At 34.7% G+C, this 22741-nt stretch carries 25 protein-coding genes and 1 riboswitch; of the genes, 13 read left to right on the top strand and 12 right to left on the bottom strand.

The features are described from left to right. Positions 1-129 precede the first annotated feature (129 nt). The 7 genes from QO200_RS09650 to QO200_RS09620 all read left to right on the top strand — a co-directional run bounded on the left by QO200_RS09650 (position 130) and on the right by QO200_RS09620 (position 8834). The gene (locus tag QO200_RS09650; protein ID WP_371539492.1) at positions 130-882 is read left to right on the top strand and encodes a geranylgeranylglyceryl/heptaprenylglyceryl phosphate synthase; all 753 of its coding nucleotides are present in this window, start codon (positions 130-132) and stop codon (positions 880-882) included. Beyond that, positions 882-1505, top strand: coding sequence for a nicotinamide riboside transporter PnuC (gene pnuC / locus QO200_RS09645; RefSeq protein WP_371539173.1), 624 nt, complete (start codon positions 882-884; stop codon positions 1503-1505). Before QO200_RS09650 ends, pnuC begins: the two co-directional genes overlap by 1 nt. Next, positions 1466-3577: a DUF4301 family protein gene (locus QO200_RS09640; RefSeq protein ID WP_371539170.1), complete on the top strand. Its 2112-nt coding sequence runs from the start codon at positions 1466-1468 to the stop codon at positions 3575-3577. The genes pnuC and QO200_RS09640 overlap by 40 nt, the downstream gene beginning before the upstream one ends. A gap of 21 nt (positions 3578-3598) precedes the next feature. Further along, a complete protein-coding gene (arfB, locus tag QO200_RS09635) occupies positions 3599-4003 on the top strand; it encodes an alternative ribosome rescue aminoacyl-tRNA hydrolase ArfB (RefSeq protein WP_371539167.1) in 405 nt (134 codons plus the stop codon). Between the two features lie 157 nt (positions 4004-4160). Beyond that, a complete protein-coding gene (locus QO200_RS09630; RefSeq protein WP_371539165.1) occupies positions 4161-5930 on the top strand; it encodes an ATP-binding protein in 1770 nt (589 codons plus the stop codon). A 2-nt stretch (positions 5931-5932) separates the two neighbouring features. After that, positions 5933-6310: a response regulator gene (locus tag QO200_RS09625; RefSeq protein ID WP_371539163.1), complete on the top strand. Its 378-nt coding sequence runs from the start codon at positions 5933-5935 to the stop codon at positions 6308-6310. Positions 6311-6596: 286 nt separating this feature from the next. Continuing rightward, the gene (locus QO200_RS09620; RefSeq protein ID WP_371539160.1) at positions 6597-8834 is read left to right on the top strand and encodes a TonB-dependent receptor; all 2238 of its coding nucleotides are present in this window, start codon (positions 6597-6599) and stop codon (positions 8832-8834) included. A gap of 57 nt (positions 8835-8891) precedes the next feature. On the opposite strand, the gene QO200_RS09615 is transcribed toward QO200_RS09620, so the two are convergent. Then, a complete protein-coding gene (locus QO200_RS09615) occupies positions 8892-9311 on the bottom strand; it encodes a Rieske (2Fe-2S) protein (RefSeq protein WP_371539158.1) in 420 nt (139 codons plus the stop codon). 163 nt (positions 9312-9474) lie between these two features. Between QO200_RS09615 and greA the strand changes: the two genes are divergently transcribed. Further along, positions 9475-9951: a transcription elongation factor GreA gene (gene greA, locus QO200_RS09610; protein WP_371539155.1), complete on the top strand. Its 477-nt coding sequence runs from the start codon at positions 9475-9477 to the stop codon at positions 9949-9951. A 56-nt stretch (positions 9952-10007) separates the two neighbouring features. After that, positions 10008-10397 carry an HIT family protein gene (locus tag QO200_RS09605; RefSeq protein WP_371539153.1) on the top strand — a complete coding sequence of 130 codons (390 nt, stop codon included), beginning with the start codon at positions 10008-10010 and terminating at the stop codon, positions 10395-10397. Positions 10398-10568: 171 nt separating this feature from the next. Here QO200_RS09605 and QO200_RS09600 read toward each other — a convergent pair whose 3' ends face one another. Next, positions 10569-11714, bottom strand: coding sequence for a PAS domain-containing sensor histidine kinase (locus QO200_RS09600; protein WP_371539150.1), 1146 nt, complete (start codon positions 11712-11714; stop codon positions 10569-10571). Between the two features lie 187 nt (positions 11715-11901). Here QO200_RS09600 and QO200_RS09595 point away from each other — a divergent pair, with 187 nt between their 5' ends. Continuing rightward, entirely contained in the window at positions 11902-12783 is an 882-nt protein-coding gene (locus QO200_RS09595) for a flavin reductase family protein (protein WP_371539149.1), read from the top strand. A gap of 21 nt (positions 12784-12804) precedes the next feature. Then, positions 12805-13176, top strand: a complete 372-nt coding sequence (locus QO200_RS09590) for a DUF3127 domain-containing protein (protein WP_091083051.1) — start codon at positions 12805-12807, stop codon at positions 13174-13176. 48 nt (positions 13177-13224) lie between these two features. Here QO200_RS09590 and QO200_RS09585 read toward each other — a convergent pair whose 3' ends face one another. Further along, positions 13225-13956, bottom strand: a complete 732-nt coding sequence (locus QO200_RS09585) for a phosphatase PAP2 family protein (RefSeq protein ID WP_371539146.1) — start codon at positions 13954-13956, stop codon at positions 13225-13227. Between the two features lie 93 nt (positions 13957-14049). On the opposite strand from QO200_RS09585, the gene aat reads away from it, so the two are divergent. Next, the gene (gene aat, locus QO200_RS09580; RefSeq protein ID WP_371539143.1) at positions 14050-14694 is read left to right on the top strand and encodes a leucyl/phenylalanyl-tRNA--protein transferase; all 645 of its coding nucleotides are present in this window, start codon (positions 14050-14052) and stop codon (positions 14692-14694) included. Between the two features lie 203 nt (positions 14695-14897). Here the strand turns inward: aat and QO200_RS09575 are convergent, their stop codons facing one another. From QO200_RS09575 to thiS, 8 genes are all read right to left on the bottom strand, one after another. Beyond that, the gene (locus QO200_RS09575) at positions 14898-15608 is read right to left on the bottom strand and encodes a ThiF family adenylyltransferase (protein WP_371539141.1); all 711 of its coding nucleotides are present in this window, start codon (positions 15606-15608) and stop codon (positions 14898-14900) included. 189 nt (positions 15609-15797) lie between these two features. Beyond that, positions 15798-16910, bottom strand: coding sequence for a 2-iminoacetate synthase ThiH (thiH, locus tag QO200_RS09570; RefSeq protein ID WP_371539139.1), 1113 nt, complete (start codon positions 16908-16910; stop codon positions 15798-15800). Positions 16911-16994: 84 nt separating this feature from the next. Next, positions 16995-17768 carry a thiazole synthase gene (locus tag QO200_RS09565; protein ID WP_371539136.1) on the bottom strand — a complete coding sequence of 258 codons (774 nt, stop codon included), beginning with the start codon at positions 17766-17768 and terminating at the stop codon, positions 16995-16997. Continuing rightward, positions 17749-18387 (bottom strand): thiamine phosphate synthase, encoded by a 639-nt coding sequence (locus QO200_RS09560; RefSeq protein ID WP_371539134.1) that lies wholly within the window; start codon positions 18385-18387, stop codon positions 17749-17751. The genes QO200_RS09565 and QO200_RS09560 overlap by 20 nt, the downstream gene beginning before the upstream one ends. After that, on the bottom strand, positions 18380-19135 hold the full coding sequence (locus tag QO200_RS09555) for a hydroxymethylpyrimidine/phosphomethylpyrimidine kinase (protein ID WP_371539132.1): 756 nt from the start codon (positions 19133-19135) through the stop codon (positions 18380-18382). The genes QO200_RS09560 and QO200_RS09555 overlap by 8 nt, the downstream gene beginning before the upstream one ends. After that, positions 19108-19701, bottom strand: coding sequence for a thiamine phosphate synthase (locus QO200_RS09550; RefSeq protein WP_371539130.1), 594 nt, complete (start codon positions 19699-19701; stop codon positions 19108-19110). Before QO200_RS09550 ends, QO200_RS09555 begins: the two co-directional genes overlap by 28 nt. Before the next feature lie 40 nt (positions 19702-19741). Next, complete coding sequence (gene thiC, locus QO200_RS09545; protein WP_371539128.1) at positions 19742-21565, bottom strand: phosphomethylpyrimidine synthase ThiC; 1824 nt, start codon at positions 21563-21565, stop codon at positions 19742-19744. A 352-nt stretch (positions 21566-21917) separates the two neighbouring features. Next, entirely contained in the window at positions 21918-22124 is a 207-nt protein-coding gene (gene thiS / locus QO200_RS09540; protein WP_371539125.1) for a sulfur carrier protein ThiS, read from the bottom strand. 65 nt (positions 22125-22189) lie between these two features. Further along, positions 22190-22286, bottom strand: a riboswitch (TPP riboswitch). Positions 22287-22347: 61 nt separating this feature from the next. Between thiS and QO200_RS09535 the strand changes: the two genes are divergently transcribed. Then, positions 22348-22524 carry a hypothetical protein gene (locus tag QO200_RS09535; RefSeq protein ID WP_371539122.1) on the top strand — a complete coding sequence of 59 codons (177 nt, stop codon included), beginning with the start codon at positions 22348-22350 and terminating at the stop codon, positions 22522-22524. Here QO200_RS09535 and QO200_RS09530 read toward each other — a convergent pair. Beyond that, positions 22511-22699 carry a DNA-3-methyladenine glycosylase I gene (locus tag QO200_RS09530; RefSeq protein ID WP_371539489.1) on the bottom strand — a complete coding sequence of 63 codons (189 nt, stop codon included), beginning with the start codon at positions 22697-22699 and terminating at the stop codon, positions 22511-22513. The genes QO200_RS09535 and QO200_RS09530 overlap by 14 nt on opposite strands. Positions 22700-22741: the final 42 nt, after the last annotated feature.

Below are 22741 nucleotides of genomic sequence, written 5' to 3'. Positions count from 1 at the left end.
TTACAAAGATAGTTTTATAAAAAACCGTGTTTTATGATTTTGGTCAGGTATTGAAGAAATAACTTTGACTACAATGTCTTGTAAAATGTGTTTAAACATTCAAATAAAAACCGCTATTTTTACAGTCTGATGCAAAATAACAACAAGATATATCAAGAAATACTAAACTGTAGGACTAATAAAAAGAAACTATTAGCGATTCTGCTAGACCCAGACAAGGTTGTTTGGGAAAATTTAGACAATTTAATAAATAAAATTAATCAATCGCCAGCGACTCATGTTTTCATTGGGGGAAGCTTGGTAGAATCTAATAGGATAGATGAATTGATTCTTGAAATTAGGCAAAATTGTATTTTGCCCATGGTACTTTTTCCAGGCAATCCATCCCAAATATCTAAAGAAGCCGATGCGATTTTATTCCTGTCTCTTATCTCAGGAAGGAATTCAGATTATTTAATAGGGCATCATGTAAAAGCGGCACCCATTTTAAAACAAACCCAACTTGAGATAATTCCCACGGGCTATATTTTAATAGATGGCGGAAATGAAACTGCAGTAGAACGAATAAGTAAAACAAAACCCTTGGATAGAGATAATCTTGATTTGGTGCTGGCGACGGCCCAGGCAGGCGAAATGTTAGGTAATAAATTGATCTATCTTGAAGCAGGCAGTGGTGCAAAACAGGCAGTTCCCGTAAAAATGATTGATTTAATTTCTAAAAACACTGAAATACCTTTAATTGTTGGTGGTGGAATTGTAGATTTACTCGGAATTCAAAACGCCTATGATTCTGGAGCTGATTTAGTAGTCATAGGAACTGCCTTTGAAAGAAATGTCGATTTCTTTGAAGTGGCTGAACAACACCAAATTGAAAGTAAATAATGATAGATTTTTTTTTAAATGCATACAAAGATGTTTCTTTAACCCATATTATACTGGAGTTTATCGCCTTTGTATTTGGAATTTTAAGCGTGTGGTTTGCCAGACAAGAAAATATTTTAGTTTATCCTACGGGTCTAATTGCAACGATAATTTCCGTATATCTTCTTTTTATAGCGGGCTATCTTGGGGATATGATGATTAACGGGTATTTTACAATTATGAGCATTTATGGGTGGTATAAATGGTCGAGAAAAGTAAAAGACGGTGACAATCTACCGATTACAAGAACAAATAAGAAAGAAAAAATAATTGGATTAGGGCTGTTTTTTATTACAATTTTTGTAGTTTTCGGTATTTATAAAGTTTTCGATTATAAAATAAACACAGATAATTATATTGACATTATAGCCTCCGGAATATTTTTTACAGGAATGTGGTATATGGCCAATAAAAAAATAGAAAACTGGACCCTCTGGATTATTGGGGATATAATAGTAACACCTTTATACGCCTACCGCGGACTAGGGATGTTATCGTTACAATATTTAATTTTTACAATTTTAGCTATTTCAGCCTATTTAGAATGGAGAAAAATCTTAAACAAGAGCAATCTGCAATTATAAAAATTGCAATGTTTGGACCGGAAAGCACAGGAAAAACAACTTTAGCGATACAACTTGCCAATCACTATAAAACGGCTTGGGTTCCTGAATTTGCACGGAACTATTTGCAAGAAAAATGGAATGAAAAGCAGCAGATTTGTGATGTAGATGATATGCTACCCATTGCTTATGGCCAAACTAAATTAGAAAATGAAGGCCAGTCAGTTGCTAATAAGTATTTGTTTTGCGATACAAATTTGATGGTGACTAAGGTTTTTTCAGAAGTATATTACAACTACTGTGACCCATTGTTAGACAAGGCTGCTCAGGAACATGAGTATGATTTGTTTTTTCTTACAGATATTGATGTGCCGTGGGAGAAAGATGATTTAAGAGATAGGGCTGAGGGGCGAGATATTGTTTTTGGGTTGTTTAAAAAATCACTGATCGAAAACAACAAACCATTTATAACACTTTCTGGAGATAAGGACCTCCGACTGCAAAAAGCAATCTCAATTATTGATGATTTGGCAAAGGCCAAAGAAATGGGTTTGTCTTCGCTCGATTTTGTTCAAATTTATGAGTATGGAATTCCAATTGAAAACATAAAACGTCAGTTAGCGATTTTTAAGAACGGTATCCCTAAAATGAAACTGCTGTCGGCAGCAACATTTGATAACGGAATTGTGAAATTTACTGAGAAAGAATTTGCAGAAAAGGGCGCTTTTTTCGATGAAGAGAAATCAAAATATAAGTTGCTAAAATTTGTTCCTGCCTCAGGAGCTGCTAGTAGAATGTTTAAGTTTTTACTAGTCTTTTTGTCTGAGTTTAAATTAGGAGAAGAGACCATAAACGCCTATGTCAACAGAAAAAAAGATACAGATTTGGCGGTGTTTATTGTGGGTATGGATAAATTTGCTTTTTTTGATAGAGTTCATGAAAAATTAAGAACGGTGTACCCCAATTTTAATATTCTAGAGAGAGATTATAAAAACTATTATTTTATAAAAATGCTTCTAGATCCTGAGTATTTTGATTTCGCTAATAAGCCAAAGGGAATCTTACCTTTTCATAAATATTACGCCAATAACGCGTCTCCGATAGAAGAACATTTGTATGAATGCGGTTACTACGCTAGTTCAAACGGAAAATCTAATCTTCATTTTACAGTTTCAAAGGAGCATCAGTCTCACTTTCAAAAAATCATTAAAAGCACTTTAGAAAGGGTAGAACTAGAGACAAAAAACAGTGTTGATATTGAGTATTCTTATCAGAAAAAAAGTACTGATACTATTGCGGTAGAGGAAAACAACGCTATTTTTAGAAACGATAAAGGGAATTTAGTTTTTAGACCAGGAGGACACGGTGCTTTAATTGAAAATCTAAATTCGCTAGACGCAGATGTTATTTTTATAAAGAATATTGATAATGTAATCTTGCATAATAATGATGAAATTGCCTTGTATAAAAAAGGCTTGGCAGGGGTTTTATTAGAGATGCAAAATCAAGTTTTTGAATACCTTAATGCAATTGACTCTGGTACAATTGATGCTAATAAAGTAGATGAAATAGTTGCTTTTCTAAATGATAAGCTAAATGTGAAATTGCCTGAAAATTTTGATTCTGTTACATTCGAAAATAAGATTGCTGCTATTACAATGGCTTTAGATAGGCCAATGCGCGTATGCGGAATGGTTAAAAACGAAGGAGAAGCTGGCGGAGGACCGTTCTGGATAGAGGATGAGAATAATAATGTTTCATTGCAAATAGTAGAAACCTCGCAGATAGATTTAAACGATAGTAAACAAAATAGTATTTTGAATAGTGCGACTCATTTTAATCCAGTTGATTTAGTATGCGGAACCAAGAATTATAAGAACGAAAAGTTTGATTTGACGCTATATATTGACCATAATAGTGGGTTTTTAGTCAAGAAAACTAGTTCTGGAATAAATATTAGAGGCTATGAATTGCCAGGACTATGGAATGGTGCTATGGCTAATTGGTTAAGTATTTTTATAGAAGTTCCTTTGCTAACTTTTAATCCAGTAAAAACGGTAAATGATTTGCTGAAAAATGCACACCAAGAATAATTTGCATTAAATTAAATCCAAATGGATATTCAGAAAACTTTAAGCGAAGTTAATTATAAAGCAGTTCGCAGCAGCGGTGCTGGAGGACAAAACGTAAACAAAGTATCTTCTAAAGTTGTTTTGACTTTTGATGTGGAACATTCGCAAGGATTAAACGAGGAAGAAAAAGAATTGCTGAAAGTGAATTTGTCTTCGAGATTAACAACTGATTTTGTTTTAATTTTAAATTGCGACGAAGACCGGAGCCAGTTTAGGAACAAAGAAATAGTCACTAAACGTTTTTTGGAAGTCATTAAAAAAGGCTTGGAGGTTCCTAAAATTAGAAAAGCGACTAGAATTCCTAAATCAGCGATACGCAAAAGGATTAAAAATAAAAAGAACGTATCTCAAGTAAAGCAAAATCGTAGGAAACCAAATATTGATTAATAATGGTAGAAAGCATCAAGTCAAAAAATGTTTGAATAATTAAGATTAAAGTAGAAATATAAAAAAAGAAACAGTACAAATTTTTTCTTTTTCAAAATGCAATTAAGAATTTATAGTTGAACAGGTTAATTGCATTCCTAGCATATAAAATATAGAAATGAAAAGAAAATTGAAGGAAGTATTAAGTAAGTTATTAAGCATTAAGAGCCTAAAAAAATCGATTTTCATTCCTTTTTTCTTGTTTGCCTTTGTATTTATTGGTGTTTCGCTTTTTAGTATTTATGTATTGCATAAAAAAGTAATACAAAAAGAAGTTTCGTTTGAATATGAAAATATTGACACGATGCTGAAAGATAAAGTTCAGTCTGACGCACTAAGTCTGCGTTTGTATATTGGTCGTTTGAGTACAAATGATTCTTTGATTGAAGCTTTTAAAATGAATGACCTTGATTTATTTCAAAAAGTCTCAAAGTCGTATTATAATAATGCAAATTTAGATTTAAAGCCTGATTTATTAAATTTTATTTCTGATGATGGAATTGTTAGATTTAGAAGTCATCGCCCGGATGAATATGGACAAAAAGTAACGCAACAATCTATATATCAAAAAGCGGTTGCAACTAGAACGAGTTTCTATCATATCGGTTCAGGAACTTATTCAAATGTGAGTTTAAAAGTAATTGTGCCTGTACGTGATACGGCTCAAAAGGTAGTGGGTTATATCGTTGTGGGTAAAGATTTTTATAGAATATTACAAGAGACTGCTAAGCAAACTCACATGGATTTTCTTTTTTTTGCTAAAGTAAATGCATCCAACTTAAAATCAAATAAAGATAAAATTAAAAAGTTTGGCCTTTTTAAAAAGGGAAAAAACAATTTGTTTTTAGAGTGGTCAACACTTCCTAAAAACACTAAAATCAATAAGGATATTATCGAAACAAAGATTGTATCAGATTCAGTAACTTCTATAAACTTGAATGGTATTGACTATTTGTCAAAATCAATACCACTGATCGATTTTGATGAAACAGAGTTTGGTCATGTATTTGTTCTACATGACAATTCAATTCATTTTAATGATTTGAAGAAAAGCATTAGCTCTTTGATTATAATTTCAATTTTGATGATTATAATTCTTTCATTAATATTTAATAAGATTCTAGATCGAGCTGGTAAAAACTTATTTGAAAAGAATCAAAAACTATCGCTAGAATTGAAAAAAAGGAGAATAGCTGATGAAAAGCTAATTGAAAATAATAATGAACTAAAACAAGTTACTTTGATTGCGTCTCATGATCTCAGGAGTCCTTTAACTAATTTAGAGGGATTGTTGGACCTTTTGAAACAAGAGGACAAAGATCCTGAGTTGACTTCTTTATTAATTGACAACGCAAGTACTAGTGTCGAATTGATGAAAAACACCATAGATAGTTTGACGACTATTGTCAAACAAAAAGAAAGTTTTTCAAAGCAAAGAGTCAAAGAACAAGATATTAAAGAGGTATTCGATAATGTGATTTTACAACTTAAATTTCTTATCGATGAAAAGAAAATAGAGATAAAATCAGATTTCTCTGAATGTCCAACTTTTTTAATTTCAAAAGTCCATTTAAAAAGTATGCTATTAAATGTAGTAAGTAATGCAATTAAGTATGCGTCAGAGGATGGAGAGATAGTACCTTTTATTGAGGTTAGTAGTCAAATGAATAATGGAGTTAGTTCGATTATCATAAAAGATAATGGGATAGGATTTGACTCTAATTTTCAAAAAGGCAAACTTTTTAAACCATTTAAGCGTTTCCATCATGAGAAGACGGGAAGCGGAATTGGATTGTATCTAACAAAGCTAATTGTTGAGAATTATAATGGGAAAATACAAATTGAAAGCGAAGTTGGTAAAGGAACTATCGTGAAAATAGATTTTTAACTATGGAAAAACCAAATTTTATATTGATCGACGACGATAAAATCATGTTGTTTTTAATTGAGTTTGAAATTAAAAAGCATTTTGATTCCTCTTCAATTGTGAGTTATGATAGATCAGACGTGGCTTTTAATTTTATCCATCATAATGTAAGGGATTTAGAAAATACGGTTATTTTATTAGATCTAAACATGCCAGTTATGGATGGGTTCCAATTTTTAGAAAATTTAAATTCATTTTCTCATAATTTAAAAGTTATTATTGTTACCAGTTCCATTTCTGATGAAGACAAGGAAAAAACTATGATTTATCCGTTTGTTAAAGAATATATTAATAAACCACTAAAAGGACTTGACTTAAAAAGAATAATTGCAAATAGCTAAAATGAGATTCCAAATTTAAATCAATTTTTAACATTTAAAGAGGATATTATTAATTTTTAATTTGTTGTTTGATTTTTATTCTTTTTCGGGTTACCTTTGCCCCGTCTCAAAGGGGTGCTCTAAATAACGAGCTGAGATCATACCCAACGAACCTGAGCGAGTAATGTTGCTAAGGGAAAAAACGACACAATTATAGAGTGCACGCTATTATTTTGCCGTAGGAAACAATCATTTATTAATTAAAAAAAAGAATAATTCCCCCTTTTATTTGTAATCTTATTTACAGATGAATACAATTATTGGTTACAAAGTTGCAAAGTCTCAAAGTTGCAAAGTCTCAAAGTTGCAAAAAAATGCAAATCGCAAGACATTTTTATTTACTCTTTTCTCCATCTTCTTTTCTCTATTTTCTTATTCACAAGTTAAAGATACTACCTCCGTTAATCAACTAGATGAGGTGCTGGTTTCGGCAGTGCGTGTTACTACAAAAACGCCGGTTAGTTTTAGTAATTTGGACAAAAAGGATATTAAATCTCGAAATTTAGGACAAGACATTCCTATTTTAATGAATTATTTGCCGTCAGTGGTCACTACATCCGATGCTGGAAATGGTGTTGGTTATACCGGAATTCGTGTGCGTGGTAGCGACGCTACGCGTGTTAATGTTACCATCAACGGGATTCCTTATAACGACTCAGAAAGTCATGGAACGTATTGGGTAAACATGCCCGACTTTGCTTCCTCTGTTGAGAGTCTGCAACTGCAACGCGGTGTAGGAACATCAACGAATGGATCTGGTGCTTTTGGCGCAAGCCTAAACATGCTTACGGATAGTTATGCTAAAGAAAGTAATGGAGAAATATCAAATTCTTTTGGAAGTTTTAATACGCGGAAGCATACCGTAAAGTTCAGTACGGGTTTAATTGATGATCATTTTGAATTAGCAGGGCGTCTTTCTGCTTTGAAGTCTGATGGATACATTGATCGCGCTAGTTCCGACTTGAAATCGTATTTTTTACAAGGAACATATGTAGGTAAAACGACTTTGATTAAAGCACTGGCTTTTGGAGGTACAGAAAAAACGTATCAATCATGGAATGGTTTAGAAGATTTAGATGTGCTCAAAAATGACCGAACTTTTAATACTGCTGGAATGTATACAGATGAGTTTGGTGAAACTCGTTTTTATGATAACGAAACTGATAACTACCAGCAAGATCATTATCAATTGCACTGGAGTGAAAAGGTGTCAACAAATTGGAATACTAATTTAGCTTTTCATTATACCAAAGGGAATGGTTATTATGAAAATTATAAAGAGAACGCAAAATTCTCAGCTTATGGATTTACTCCTATTGTGATTGACGGAACTACAATTAACAGAACAGATTTAGTTCGTCAAAAATGGTTGGATAATGATTTTTACGGAACGACTTTCTCTGCTAATTATAAAAGCGAAAAATTAGATGTGATTGTTGGCGGAGGTTATAATAAATATGAAGGAACTCATTTTGGTAAAGTAATTTGGGCTAGATATGCCTCAACATCTGAATTAGGAGACCGTTATTATGGTGATGCAGCGACAAAGACTGACGGAAATGTTTTTGCAAAAGCAAACTATCAAATAGCAGATAAGCTAAGTCTTTTTGGCGATTTGCAGTTGAGAAACGTACACTATAAAGCTAATGGAGCCGAAACCGGAATTGTCAATGATAACTTTAACTTTTTTAATCCTAAGGCAGGCTTGAATTTTGAAATCAATACTAACAATGCCTTGTATTTTTCTTATGCTCGTGCCAATCGCGAACCAAATAGAACTGATTATGAAAACGGAAGTCCAAAGCCTGAAAAACTAAATGATTTTGAATTGGGATTGCGTCATGCTACTGAGAAAGTAAAATTTAACGCTAATGTGTATTATATGGCATACAAAGATCAATTGATTCTTACAGGAGCGTTAGATGATGTAGGCGCGCCTGTACGTAAAAATAGCGGAGATAGTTACCGTTTGGGTCTTGAGCTGGATGCTACAATTGCAGTGCTAGACAATTTGTTGATTAGACCTAATATGACTTTAAGTACCAATAAGAATAAAGATTTCTTTTTTACAAGAGACGGAGTTTTAACTGCATTAGGAAATACAAATATTGCCTATTCTCCAGATGTTATTGTTGGGAATGCTATTACTTTTTTACCGGTAAAAGATTTTCAAATAACGTTTTTCTCTAAGTTTGTTGGTGAGCAATACATGGGAAATATAGATTCTGATGGATCTAAACTGAAATCTTATTTTGTAAACGATTTGAATGTGTCTTATGAGTTCAAACCTAAGTCGGTTTTTAAATCTATTTTGATAACAGGATTAGTAAATAATATTTTTGATTACAAATACATTTCAAACGGGTATTTTTATACGTATGATGATGATTATTCTAATCCTCCGGCAGTTACTACTATTGAAGGAGCTGGGTATTATCCTCAAGCAGGAATTAATTTCCTTGTAGGATTGACATTGAAGTTTTAGATTAAAAATCTCTACTATATTAAAAGGCCCGAAAGTTTTTGCTTTCGGGCCTTTGTGTTAATTATAAATCCTCAATACGTTTCCGTTGACTTCAACACGATATTGCTTTAAAGGATACTGCAATCCAGCTTGACTTAAACCGGTAAATAAACTGTATTCTGTATTATCGCAGGGACAGACTAGGTTAATGCCTTTTAAGGTCATAGTAGAACAAGATGTTAAAGTTTGATTAGGGCAGGCAGCATCAAATGCATTGTACCCACTTCCAGTATTGAAAATATAGATGCCCCTGATTCCTACTCCAGAATAATAGACTGCATTACTAGGGTATTGAAGATTTGAATAGGCAGGCAAATTCATGTTGATATCTATAGTAAATGTATAGTTAGGCAAATAAGGGTTTTTATTGTTAAAACCACTGTCGCTACAGCCAAAAAAGAAGGGTAATAATACAAGTAAAAGAAGGTGTTTTTTCATTATCTAAAATAAATTGAAAGTATTAGCGAAACAAATTTAATTTATTTAACTTTGAATTAAATATGATTAACATATAATTATAGACTACAAAAAATAAAAGTATCTTTGTGGAAAGAAATCCCGTCCTGATGGGATTTTTTCTATTTACATAAACGATGAAACTATGAGCGCAATATCTTACTATACGGCAGAAGGATTAAAAAAATTGAGAGAAGAATTAGATTATTTAAAAAGTGTGATGCGTCCAAAAGCATCTGCAGATATAGCTGAAGCTAGGGATAAAGGTGATTTATCTGAAAATGCAGAGTACGATGCCGCAAAAGAAGCACAGGGAATGCTGGAGATGAGAATCGCTAAGCTGGAAGAAGTACATTCTAATGCACGACTAATTGACGAGACACATCTTGATGTTTCTAAGGTGTTAGTTTTATCTAACGTAAAAATCAAAAACCAATCTAACGGAATGGAATTGAAATATAGACTTGTTGCTGAAAGTGAAGCCGATTTGAAAACCGGAAAAATATCAGTTACTTCCCCTATTGGGAAAGGACTTCTTGGTAAAAAAGTAGGCGATGTTGCTGAAATTACAGTGCCAAATGGGGTGCTTCAATTTGAAATAATGGAGATTTCTCGTGACTAGCTAAGTTTTAGTATTTGTTCATAGAATAACAGTTATAATAATCAAAATCTTAAAAAATGAGTTCAATATTCACTAAAATTGTAAACGGAGAAATTCCTTGTTATAAAATAGCGGAAGACGATAATTATTTGGCTTTTTTGGATGTAAATCCAAATGCGAAAGGGCATACGCTTTGTATCCCGAAGTTTGAAGTCGATAAGATTTTTGATATGGACGAAGCCCATTATCTAGGATTAATGCATTTTGCAAGAAAAGTGGCTATTGCATTAGAAAAAACAGTTCCGTGCAAAAGGGTGGGGATGGCAGTTGTAGGACTGGAAGTTCCTCATGCACATGTTCATTTGATTCCATTGAATGAGATGGATGAAATGCGTTTTCAAAACAAAGTCTCCCTAACTAAGGACGAATTTGAAGAATTAGCCAAGAGCATTCACAATAACTTATAATTTAAGTACACGGATTTCACAAAGTAATACCAATTTTATAATAGGTGTACGGTAGTGAAATCCGTATTTTTTAATGGAACAATTCAAATGAAAAATCTTATTTAGTTTTGTCTGTTTTTTTTCTCCATTGGAAGTAGAATAATGGTGAACAATTTTAAAGAGCGAGATTGATTATTTTAGTTTATAAGAAATTTGCATTGTTGTTCCTTTTCCTATTTCAGAACGGGAAACTTTAATTGATCCTTTATGGTATTCTTCCACAATCCTCTTTGTTAAAGATAATCCTAATCCCCATCCTCTTTTTTTAGTGGTAAAGCCTGGTTCAAAGACTCTTTTGAATTGACTTTTCTGAATCCCATTCCCGCTATCAGTCACACTTATTTTTACGGAGTCATGGTCTTGTTCTATTTTTAGAGAGAGTTTGCCTCTTCCTTTCATAGCGTCAATAGCATTTTTAACTAGGTTTTCAATGGTCCAACTGTGCAAGGTTGGGTTAATCATAACAAAAATGGGTGATTTCGGACCTTCGAAAGTGAATTCAATTTGTTTCGAAAATCGGGATTGAAGGTAGTTATAGGATTGAAAAGTCTCGTCTACAATATCTTTCTTTTCTAAGATGGGTTCTGAACCAATTTTTGAGAATCGATCCGTAATAGTTTGTAATCGGTCGATGTCTTTTTCGATTTCCATCGTTGTTGATTCGTCAATGTTTTCAGATTTTAAGATTTCGACCCAGCCTATTAAAGAAGAAAGTGGTGTGCCTATTTGATGGGCCGTTTCTTTTGCCATTCCCGCCCAAAGTTTGTTTTGAGTTGCTATTTTCGTACTTCGATAAAAATAATAAACTAAGGCTGTAAACAATACGATAATTAGTAGTAATGCTATAGGATAGTATTTTAGTTTATTGAGTAATGCTGAATTTCCATAATACAACTTTTGAAATTTTCCAGGGTCGTATTCAATTACAATAGGGTCATTTTCGTTTTTTAAATCTGATAAAAATGCGACAGCTCTGGTATTGTTTTCTATAATTGCATCATCAATGTTAACAGTGTTTATAATGCTGTCATGCTCTGTAAGGATAATAGGTATAGAAGTGTTGTTACTAAAGATTTGAAGAGGGAGTTCAACATCAGTGTTTTCACCTGCGTTAATCAGTGTTTTTTGAGCTTTTGCCCAAAGGTTCATTTTTAATCGTTCTTCATTTTTGAATATTTGAAAAAAGGTATAGGTGTTCCAAAGAATCAATGAAATGATCAAAAAGGAAGCGAATATAATTACCCAACGGGTCGTGTTTCTTCTTTCGGAAAACTGCATAAAGGAGGTTTTGTGGGATAAATATAACGAAATATAAACAGTATTATTTTAGTTCTCAATACAAAGGAAAAAAAATATTGTGTGGGACTGTTCTTGAGGATTAAATAAAGGCGCGCTCTCTTTTTAAACTTAAACCATTTACTTACTTTTGTAAATCGAGGAACTAATGTAGTGAAAATAAAAAAGTATGATTAGTATTGATCCAAAAAGTATAGAAACAGCAAAGTTACAAGGGTATCTTCAAGGTTCTGTTGGTCCTAGACCAATAGCTTTTGCAAGCACCGTAGACGAAAATGGAAACCCAAATTTGTCTCCGTTCAGCTTTTTTAATGTTTTTAGTGCGAATCCCCCTATTCTGGTATTTTCACCGGCTAGAAGAGTACGTGATAATTCAATTAAACACACTTTAATTAATTGTGAAGCAACGGGAGAAGTGGTTATTAATGTCGTGAATTTTGACATGGTACAGCAAACTTCTCTTGCAAGCACAGAATATGCCGATGGTGTAAATGAGTTTTTAAAATCAGGATTAACGCAAGTGGAGTCTGATATTGTAAAGCCATACCGGGTAAAAGAGTCACCTGTACAATTTGAATGTAAAGTGACTCAAATAATTCCATTAGGAAGTGAGGGTGGTGCCGGAAATTTAATCCTCTGTGAAGTTGTACGAATTCATATTAACGAAGCTGTTTTAGATGCTAATGGAGCAATAGATCAGTATAAAATTGATCTAGTTTCCAGACTAGGAGGTAATTGGTATTCGAGATCAAATCAAGGTTTATTTGAAGTGCCTAAGCCTTTATCAACGCTTGGGATTGGAGTAGATGTCATTCCGCATCGTGTTAAGGAAAGCCATATTTTTGATGGAAATGATTTAGGTAAATTAGGAAACATAGAAGCCTTGCCTACCCCAGAAGAAGTTAGTATCTTTGTAAAACAGAATTTTTCTGTGAAGGGAGTTTTAAGCTCTGACGACCAGGATAAGCTGCATTTAGAGGCTAAAAAGTATCTAAATGAAGACGATGTTCTTACCGCATGGAAAGTACTTTTGGCCAAAAAACAAGAGTAAATAACAATTAAAATAACGAAGATGGAAGTTACAGGAAAAATTAAAGTTGTTAATCCAGAACAACAAATTAGTGCCGCATTTAAAAAGAGAGAGTTAGTTGTTACAACAGAAGAACAATATCCTCAACATATTATGATTGAGTTTACTCAAGACAAATGTGACTTGTTAAACAATTACGCAGTTGGTGAGCCAGTTAAGGTTTCTATCAATTTAAGAGGTAGAGAATGGGTTAATCCACAAGGAGAAACTAAATATTTCAATAGTATCCAAGGATGGAGAATTGAGAAAGCAGGAGTTGAGCCTCAAGCGCCTTCAGCACCTATGCCTACTGCTCAAACTTTTGCTCCAGCAACAAACTTAAATGAAGACGAACCAGACGATTTGCCTTTTTAATATAAAATAAAGTTTAAAAAGCCTTGAATTTCAAGGCTTTTTTTATGCTTAAAAATTAGCGTTTATGATTGCGCCAAGTCCTATTTGGTTTCCTACTTGCGGATAAATAAAAGCAGTAGTTTTTGATTTTTTAGAAACTCTAATAGATTTTAGCGGACTAAGATGCGAGAATATAATGCCAGAAGCTAGACCTATTCCGGCTCCAGCAATCACGTCAGAAGCAAAGTGTTTGTTGTTTGCAATTCTAAAAGCTGCAGTTGCTCCCGCAAATAGAAAGCCACTACTAGCGTACCAAAAATTAGAATCTTTATATTCGTAATATAAAAGCGTTGCGTTTGTAAAAGCAATAGCTGAATGTCCAGATGGGAAACTTAAATCATTAGACTTGTCCGGACGTTCTCTTTTGGCTAAGCTTTTAGTTATTTCAACGATAACCAAAGTCGCTGTATTAGCAAGTACGATGTTTACAGTTTGATTTTTAAAGTCAGTTTTGGGTTTAAATCCTAGATATTTACCTAAATAGATTTGTCCAATAGGAACTAGGGGGAATATATTATCTGCTTGTGATCTAAATCCAGAACCAAAAATATTATTTGTTTTTGTTTGAATATCATTATTTAATTCGGAGTTCAATAAAATAACACCAGTAGTAATAAATGCAGCGGGTACAATAAAAGACTTATAAGTTAGTTTTTTTGATACCGTTAAACTATCCGCATTTTGTCCATACATTTGTGTAATCATTAGGATAAAAAGGAGTAGTAATGTTGTTTTTTTCATTTTGGTAATTTATTAAAAAAAGGGCTGGGCTGTTATAAATTAAGTAGTTTTATCAAAAATAAGCCTTTACATTGTAATTATAATGCCAAATTTATGTATTATTTATCTCAAGATTTATTTTTTCCAGATGTTACTTTAACGCATTCTTCCGGAATTATTGCGCTAGGTGGTGATTTATCACCACAACGGTTGCAATTAGCGTATAGTAGCGGAATTTTTCCCTGGTTTGAAGATGGAGAGCCCATTACTTGGTGGTCGCCTGATCTACGAATGGTTTTGTTTCTAGATGAATTTGTAGTTTCAAAAAGTATGCGAAATGTCCTTAATCGAAAGACTTTTACAGTAACATTTAATCAAAATTTTAGAGATGTAATAGCTAATTGTCAACAAATAGAACGCGACGGGCAAAACGGAACTTGGATTACAAATGACATGATTGAGGCGTATTGTAAACTTAACGAATTAGGAATAGCAAAGTCAGTAGAGGTTTGGCAGAATAATGAATTAGTCGGCGGTTTATACGGCATCGATCTAGGTCATGTTTTTTGCGGTGAAAGTATGTTTTCAAAAGTTTCAAATGCGTCCAAAGTAGCCTTTATTGCCTTGGTAAAACACTTGCGGCAAAATGACTACAAACTATTAGACTGTCAAGTGTATAATTCACATTTAGAGAGTTTAGGTTGCCGCGAAATTGAGAGAGACGATTTTATTAAATTTTTGAAAAAAGACCAATTCTGAAAAGTGCCTATATTGGAAAAGTTCAGTTTAAAAATGTAAAACCCTGCGGTAGATGAATTATGGTAAATAATAATCCAAAAACAGGGGTGGTTACAAAAGAACCTTTACGGACATTAAATACCTATAGAGAAGTTAATAACTCCATTTTATTTGATGTAAATATAGTATGTCAAAATTTAGGAATCATATCCGTTGAAGATGTTTTAGAATTTTAGTTTAGTAAAACTCCAATCTAAAGTTTTAAATAAAACCAGTTCATTTCTTAAATTCGGCAACCCGATGATTAATTTCAATGTTTCATGCGCCATCATCGTGCCAATCATTCCCGGTAAGGTCCCTAGCACGCCATTAAAACTACAATTAGGAGCGTCTTTAGGATTTGGCGGTTCCGGAAATAAATCACGTAAATTTTTACTTCCTTGATGATTGAAAACAGCAAGCTGCCCTTCAAAACCCAGGATACTTCCATATACTAAAGTTTTGCCCAAAGCCACACAAGTATCATTGACCAAATACCGTGTGCTAAAATTATCGGAACCATCAATCACAATGTCAAATTGACTGATGATTCGTGAAGCATTATTCAAAGTAAGTTTCTCATCAAAGGCTATAACTTCAATTAACGGATTTAGTTTCTCAACCATAGCTTTTGCCGTAGTAGTCTTTGGTAATCCTACTTGGTCTTCATTGTATAAAATTTGACGATGTAGGTTGTGAATTTCGATTATATCAAAGTCAACTATTCCAATAGTCCCCACGCCAGCCGTGGCAATATATTGCAAAATGGGACAGCCTAGTCCGCCAGCACCAATCACTAAAACTCTCGCTTTCTTAAGCTTTCCTTGTCCCTCGTCACCAATTTCGGGTAACATCGTTTGGCGGTTGTATCGTAAAAAATCTTGTATTATGCTCATGTTTAGGTCTTAGTAAATAGTTGGTTATTCCTTAGTAAAAAAGTCCATAAGTGTATAGTTCTTAGTGAATGGACTTAAGTAGTTAGTGTGTTTTTTAGTTTTCTTATCATGGTTTTCTTGAATCATATTTCACTACGACCGCTGTCACAAACAATCTGCAATCAAAATTCGTTAATTAAAAATCTACAATCATTTGTAGCTTCGGTCCCAATCTTTCCAAACCGGTTCGTACCCACTTTGCGTTATCATTTGTGCAATTTCAGCTACTGAGCGTTCGTCGCTAATCTCAAACTGTTCTAGTGATTGCGGATCGACTACATATCCACCAGGATTAGTTTTTGAACCCGCACTCATACTCGTCGTTCCAATGGGAATAATGTTGTTTCTGAATTTCTCATTTTCCCGAGTCGAAATCGAAATCTCCAAATCTTCATTCCATAAGCGGTAAGCGCATATCAGCTGGGTTAAGTCTTTATCATCCATAATAAAGTTGGGCGGAACAGTTCCTTCCGCGGGACGTAGGCGTGGAAATGAAACAGAGTATTTCGTTTGCCAATATGTTTTTTGTAAATAGTCTAAATGCAAGGCATTAAAAAAACTATCAGTACGCCAGTCTTCAAGTCCAAGTAAAACACCCAAACCTATTTTATGAATACCAGCTTTACCAATTCTGTCTGGCGTGTCTAAACGGAAATCAAAATTGGATTTCTTACCTTTGGTATGGTACTTTTTATACACTTCCTGATGATAGGTTTCTTGATACACCAATACTGAATACACACCTGCTTCATGTAATCGCTCGTATTCATCTTGTGAAAGTGGTTGCACTTCAACAGATATTGTCGAAAAATCATTTTTAATAACTTCAATCGCATTTAAGAAATAATTGATATTCACCGTATAATTAGCTTCTCCAGCGACTAATAAAACATGGTCAAAACCAAGGTTTTTCAAAGCGTCTACTTCTTGCTTGATCTCAGAATCCATTAATGTTTTTCGCTTGATTTTGTTATCTAAACTAAAACCACAATAAGTGCAAATGTTTTGGCATTCATTGCTTAAATACAAAGGCGCATACATTTGGATGGTTTTCCCAAAACGCTTCTTGGTTAGTTCATGACATTCTTGCGCCATTTGTTCTAGATAAGGTTGAGCAGCGGGAGAGATCAAAGCTAAAAAGTCATCTAAGTTCCGTCTGGTTTTAGCGAGTGACTGTTCTACTTCTCTGGCGTTCGTCTGGTAGATTTTTGTTTGGATTGTTTCCCAATCGTATTGTTTAAAGACTGATTTAAATGTGTTCATAGGCTTAAGCGCAAAGCGCGCAAGATTTTGTTGTTTTTAACCGCAAGGTTCGCAAAGCGTTGTGGACTTTGCGGTTAATTTTTATTAGTGTAAAAAAGCGGTCAACGGACTCGAAGCTATCGCATGTTTATATTGCTGTCCTAGCTTTGCTTCATATGCTTTTCTACCAGCAATCACCGCTTCTCTAAATGCTTCAGCCATTAAACGGGGGTTTCCAGCAACTGCAATAGCTGTATTTACTAAAACAGCATCTGCTCCCAGTTCCATAGCTTTTGCAGCGTCTGATGGGGCTCCAATTCCGGCATCGATAATTACAGGGACTTTACTTTGTTCGATTATAATTTCGAGAAAATCAATCGTTTTCAAGCCTTTGTTACTACCTATTGGCGAACCCAAAGGCATCACGGCGGCTGTTCCTGCATCTTCTAAACGTTTACATAAAACAGGATCAGCATGAATGTACGGTAAAACAATGAAGCCAAGTTTAGTCAACTCTTCTGTTGCTTTTAAGGTTTCAATAGCATCTGGCATCAAGTATTTTGGATCGGGATGAATTTCAAGTTTCAACCAGTTGGTTTCTAATGCTTCTCTAGCTAATTGAGCAGCAAAAACAGCTTCTTTGGCATTTCTTGCTCCCGAAGTATTGGGTAATAAATTGATGTTTGGATGCTGTAAACAAGATAAGATGGCATCAGTGTCCGTTTCAAGGTCAATTCTTTTAAGAGCAACCGTAACTAATTCGCTTCCTGAAGCTAAAATCGCCTCTTCCATTTGTAGATTAGAACCAAACTTTCCCGTTCCTAAAAACAAACGAGATCGTAATATCTTATCACCTATTTTAAACAATGATGCTTCCATGTAAGTCGTTTTTTAGTTGTTTGATTATTTTTTTCTGGTTAGTTGAATGGGTTATTAATCCTGAAACAGCAATCCCGTAAATGCCAGTTTGCATTAACAGCTCAACGTCGTCTAATGTGATTCCGCCTATTGCATAAACAGGCGTTGTTAATCCGTTTTCTTGTGTTTTTGCCATAATGTTGTGATAGCCATCAAGACCTAAAATCGGACTCAGTTTTTCCTTGGTTGTGGTGAATTTAAAAGGGCCTAAACCAATATAATCACAGCCATTTTGAACATGATTTTGAATGTCTTCGAATGTATTAGCAGTGGCTCCAATAATTTTTGTGTCTCCAAGAATGCTGCGCGCGTCTTTTATTGACATGTCGGTTAATCCTAGATGTACACCATCGGCGGCGATTTGTTGTGCGAGATATACATTATCATTAATAATGAAATTGGCTAAGTATTCTTCGCATAAAATTTTTGCGGCTTCCGCTAATGCAAAAGCATCGTCAGAAAAATGATTTTTAAACCGAATTTGCACCCAGGTGCATCCATTGTCTAAAGCTTGATGTATGTTCTTAACCTGTTCTTCGACGGTTCTGCCCTGCGAGATGTATTGTAGTTTGTTAAGCATAATGATATCCTAATTTTGAATTGTTAGATAATAAGTAGTTTTCAATATATATTTTGGCGTTTTTACATGCATTTAATAGGCTTTGGTCCTTGGCGAGATTAGCTGTAATCGATGCTGACAGCACACAACCAGAGCCATGTTTTTCATATATTTTGTTATGATGCCGTTCGAGTCTGAAAAAACGGTCTTTGATGTATAAATAATCAACTCCCTGCTCAGTGGGATTATGGCCACCTTTTAATAATACATTACAATGTTCTGATAGGTTTTTTGCTATTTTTTCGGCAGTTGTTGGTTCGTTAGATAACTGTATTATTTCAGTATAATTGGGTGTAATTAGATCGATTTGAGTCAAAATGTTTTTTAGGATTTCTTGGTTTTCAATGACTAAAAAATCAAATGCAGTCGAAGATTTCAGAACGGTGTCCCAAACGATTTTTGTTGTTGGCGAAAGTTTTTTTATATGCATTACAACCGAATTTAAATACGGTAGCGAAGGTGTAATTCCAATTTTCACCGCTTTTATTTTATATGTATCAAACAGCTTGTCTAAGGATGTTATAATAAAATCTAGCGAAGTCCACTGAATTTCAAAAAATTCGTTTTCAGTTTGTATGGTGTTTGCTGTGGTAACAGCAAGGCCATAAACCTGATGTTGCTCAAAAGTTTTGCAGTCAGCCAAAACTCCTGCACCTCCTGAAGGATCAAAACCTGCGATACTTAATACAAATGGGCGATTTTCTGGCATAATTTAAAATTTTGTATGGGTTGGTTCGTATTCCAAATTATTCCTAAAAGCGCCACATCATCAAAGCCGGATTGATAGGTGTTTTCTATATTTTTATGAGAGATTCCGCCCAAGGCAAAGAGTTTGGTATTAAAATTAGTACGATCTTTAATGGCTTTTTCTATATCAAAATTCGATTGGTAGTCTGGTTTAGAGATACTTTGATATATCGGACTCAGAAAGGCGTATTCAAAACAATCATCTAATTGATTAAAATCAGAAATAACATGAGTCGATGTCGATTTGATAAATTGATCTCGCTTTTTTTCTGTATCCAATTTCCATGTTGCTCTTGTACTTTCGGTTAAATGGATTCGGTTAATTCCGAAGTCTAATGCTAATTGATGGTGCTGATGCAAAACCAAACGAGAGTTATAATCCTTTGTAACCTTCGACAAAAAGACCTTCATTTCCTCTTCGGAAAAATAGGGTTTCCGTACATGAAGCAACTCCAATCCACACTCAAAAAGAGCGTGAATGGTGTTGGTTTCATTTTGTGTTGAAATAGGGTTTGTGATTACAATCATAATCTGGTCTCTTTGATCTTTATTCTATTCTCTTTTTTGCTTAGCTATAAATTTCCTTCCCTTGCTCGATAAACTCTTCTGATTTTTCCTTCATGCCTTTTTCGGCTTCGGCTACATCACGTATTTCTTGAGATATTTTCATAGAGCAGAATTTTGGTCCGCACATAGAACAAAAATGGGCAACTTTGGCACCTTCAGCAGGAAGCGTTTCATCATGGAATTCTCTCGCGGTATCGGGGTCTAATGATAAATTAAACTGGTCTTCCCAACGGAACTCAAAACGCGCTTTACTCAAAGCGTTGTCACGATATTGAGAACCAGGATGACCTTTAGCTAAATCGGCAGCATGAGCGGCAATTTTATAGGTGATTACACCGTCTTTTACATCTTTTTTATTAGGTAGGCCAAGGTGTTCTTTTGGGGTAACATAACACAGCATCGCGCAACCGTACCAACCAATCATTGCAGCGCCAATTGCCGAAGTAATGTGGTCGTAACCAGGAGCGATATCAGTAGTTAATGGTCCAAGAGTGTAAAAAGGTGCTTCGTTGCAATGTTCTAATTGTTTCTCCATGTTTTCTTTTATCATGTGCATGGGTACATGTCCGGGACCTTCAATGAAAACTTGTACGTCGTGTTTCCACGCAATCTTTGCTAATTCACCTAAAGTTTCTAGTTCAGCGAATTGTGCAGCATCATTTGCATCAGCTATCGAACCTGGACGTAAACCATCTCCAAGGGAAAAAGCCACGTCGTACTGTTTCATTATTTCGCAAATGTCTTCAAAGTGAGTGTAAAGAAAATTTTCCTTGTGGTGAAATAAACACCATTTGGCCATGATAGAACCACCACGAGATACGATTCCGGTTACGCGTTCTGCAGTTAAATGAATGTAACGTAACAGCACTCCTGCGTGAATGGTGAAATAAGAGACGCCTTGTTCTGCTTGTTCGATTAAAGTATCACGAAAAACTTCCCAAGTTAAATCCTCGGCAATTCCATTTACTTTTTCTAGTGCTTGGTATATAGGGACGGTTCCAATAGGCACTGGCGAATTGCGGATAATCCATTCCCTAGTTTCGTGAATGTTTTTACCTGTTGATAAATCCATGATAGTGTCGGCGCCCCAACGGCAAGCCCAAACCGATTTTTCTACTTCTTCTTCAATGGTTGAGGTTACGGCGCTGTTCCCGATGTTAGCATTTATTTTGACCAAAAAGTTGCGTCCTACAATCATTGGCTCGCTTTCAGGATGATTGATGTTGTTCGGGATTATGGCGCGGCCAATGGCTACTTCGTTACGAACAAACTCGGCTGTGATTTTGCTTTTAGGTGTGTTTGCTCCCCAGCTGTGCCCTTGGTGCTGGCATTGCATCGCTTTTGTTTGACTGTCTAATTGCTCAATGCGCTGGTTTTCGCGAATTGCGATGTATTCCATTTCAGGAGTTATGATGCCTTGTTTTGCGTAATATAATTGCGAAACATTTGCACCTTTTTTGGCGCGCATGGGTTTGTGTAAATATTCAAATCGCAATTCGTCTAGTTTTTTGTTATTCAGGCGCTCTTTTCCGTAATCAGAGCTGATTTCTGTCAATTCTTCTACATCATTACGGTCTAGTATCCATTGTTCGCGGATGCGAGGCAATCCTTTTCGAATATCGATTTCGATATCAGGATCTGTAAACGGACCAGATGTGTCGTAGATTGTTACTGGCGGGTTTTTCTCTATGCGACCATTAGACATTTTTGTGTCGGCAAGTGAGATTTCGCGCATGGCTACTTTTATCGGATGGATTGTACCATCGATATATACTTTTATAGAATTGGGGAATGGGGTTCTAGATATTTTTTCTTCGTTTGTCATTTTATGAGTCTTAAAGTTATAAAGTCGAATGTCTTAAAGTTTATTTTTGATTTTGTTGTTACTTGTGTTTAATGGAACGCGGATGAAACGGATTCGCAAAAGCGAAAACACGAATTTGCACGGATTCTCTAGTTTGCAGAGTTTGTGATTTTCTCTGTTTTCTTGCTTCTTTGCTCTTTATTCTATGTTCTATCTTCTTTCTCCTGCTAGGGATAGCAATGGAAAGCCCGTAAAGTGATAAACTGATAGAAACAAGGAGCAAGAAAGCGACCGTAGGAAGCTCTTGTTGCGACTGTTTTTTTACAGTTTATAACTGCGGACTTGAAACGAATAGCCCGCCCGAGCAGTCTAATTAGCCTCCTTGGGTTGCTGAAATAATTAAGATTTCGTCAGATTGGGATAAGGGGTGGTCGTTCCAGTTGGATTTTGGAATAACGGTATTGTTGATTGCGACGGCAATGCCGGATTGTTTTAGGGGAAATTCAATATCGAGCAGGTTTTGAATGCTTAGGGCATCTGCTTGAAATTGTTTGATTTGGTTGTTGATTTTTAGCTCCATTCCTGTTGAATTTAGTATATAGTTATACTTTAGGAATGGCTACAAAGTGCCCAAAATGGGACCACGGAAGTCATCTTACTTTTCCCTACGCTAGTATGAACTAGATCAGGTTCAGAGGGTAATTCTCAGCCTACAATGTTGTAGACACCCCTAAAGTTAGAGACAAATGTAATGTTTTTTTTACTAATCAGTCGCTGTTTTTAATTTTTATTATTTTAAAGCTATGCTTATCGCATCAAAAAGTGAGATAGTGGTAGTGATGTATTTTAGTCTTTTTGGCGAGTTTCTTTTTTCAATTGTAAGTAGCCAAATGTATTTTGAAAAGTTTCCAAATTATTCTTGGGTTTTGATGAAGAAAAGTGCGTTTGTAACGGCAGAATATACTTTTAGTTTATTGTAAATGATTCCTGCATATAAAGTAGTTGCTGAATTTTTCCCTCAGAATTGTTAGTGGCTATTTTACAATCAAAGTGATCAAATGCCGTTCTAAATTTTTTTGGTTTGTTGAGGATATTTATCCAATTTAGTGCTGCATAAAAAGGATCAAGCTCAAAAGTTGGGGAGGAATTAAATATTCCCGAGATTTACAGAAAAAAATAAGACTTGGAAAATTATAT

Source organism: Flavobacterium sp. Arc3 (genome assembly GCF_041431375.1).
Lineage (GTDB): Bacteria > Bacteroidota > Bacteroidia > Flavobacteriales > Flavobacteriaceae > Flavobacterium.
The sequence above is the reverse complement of the archived record's forward strand: the minus strand, read 5'-3'. Positions and strand labels throughout refer to the sequence as shown.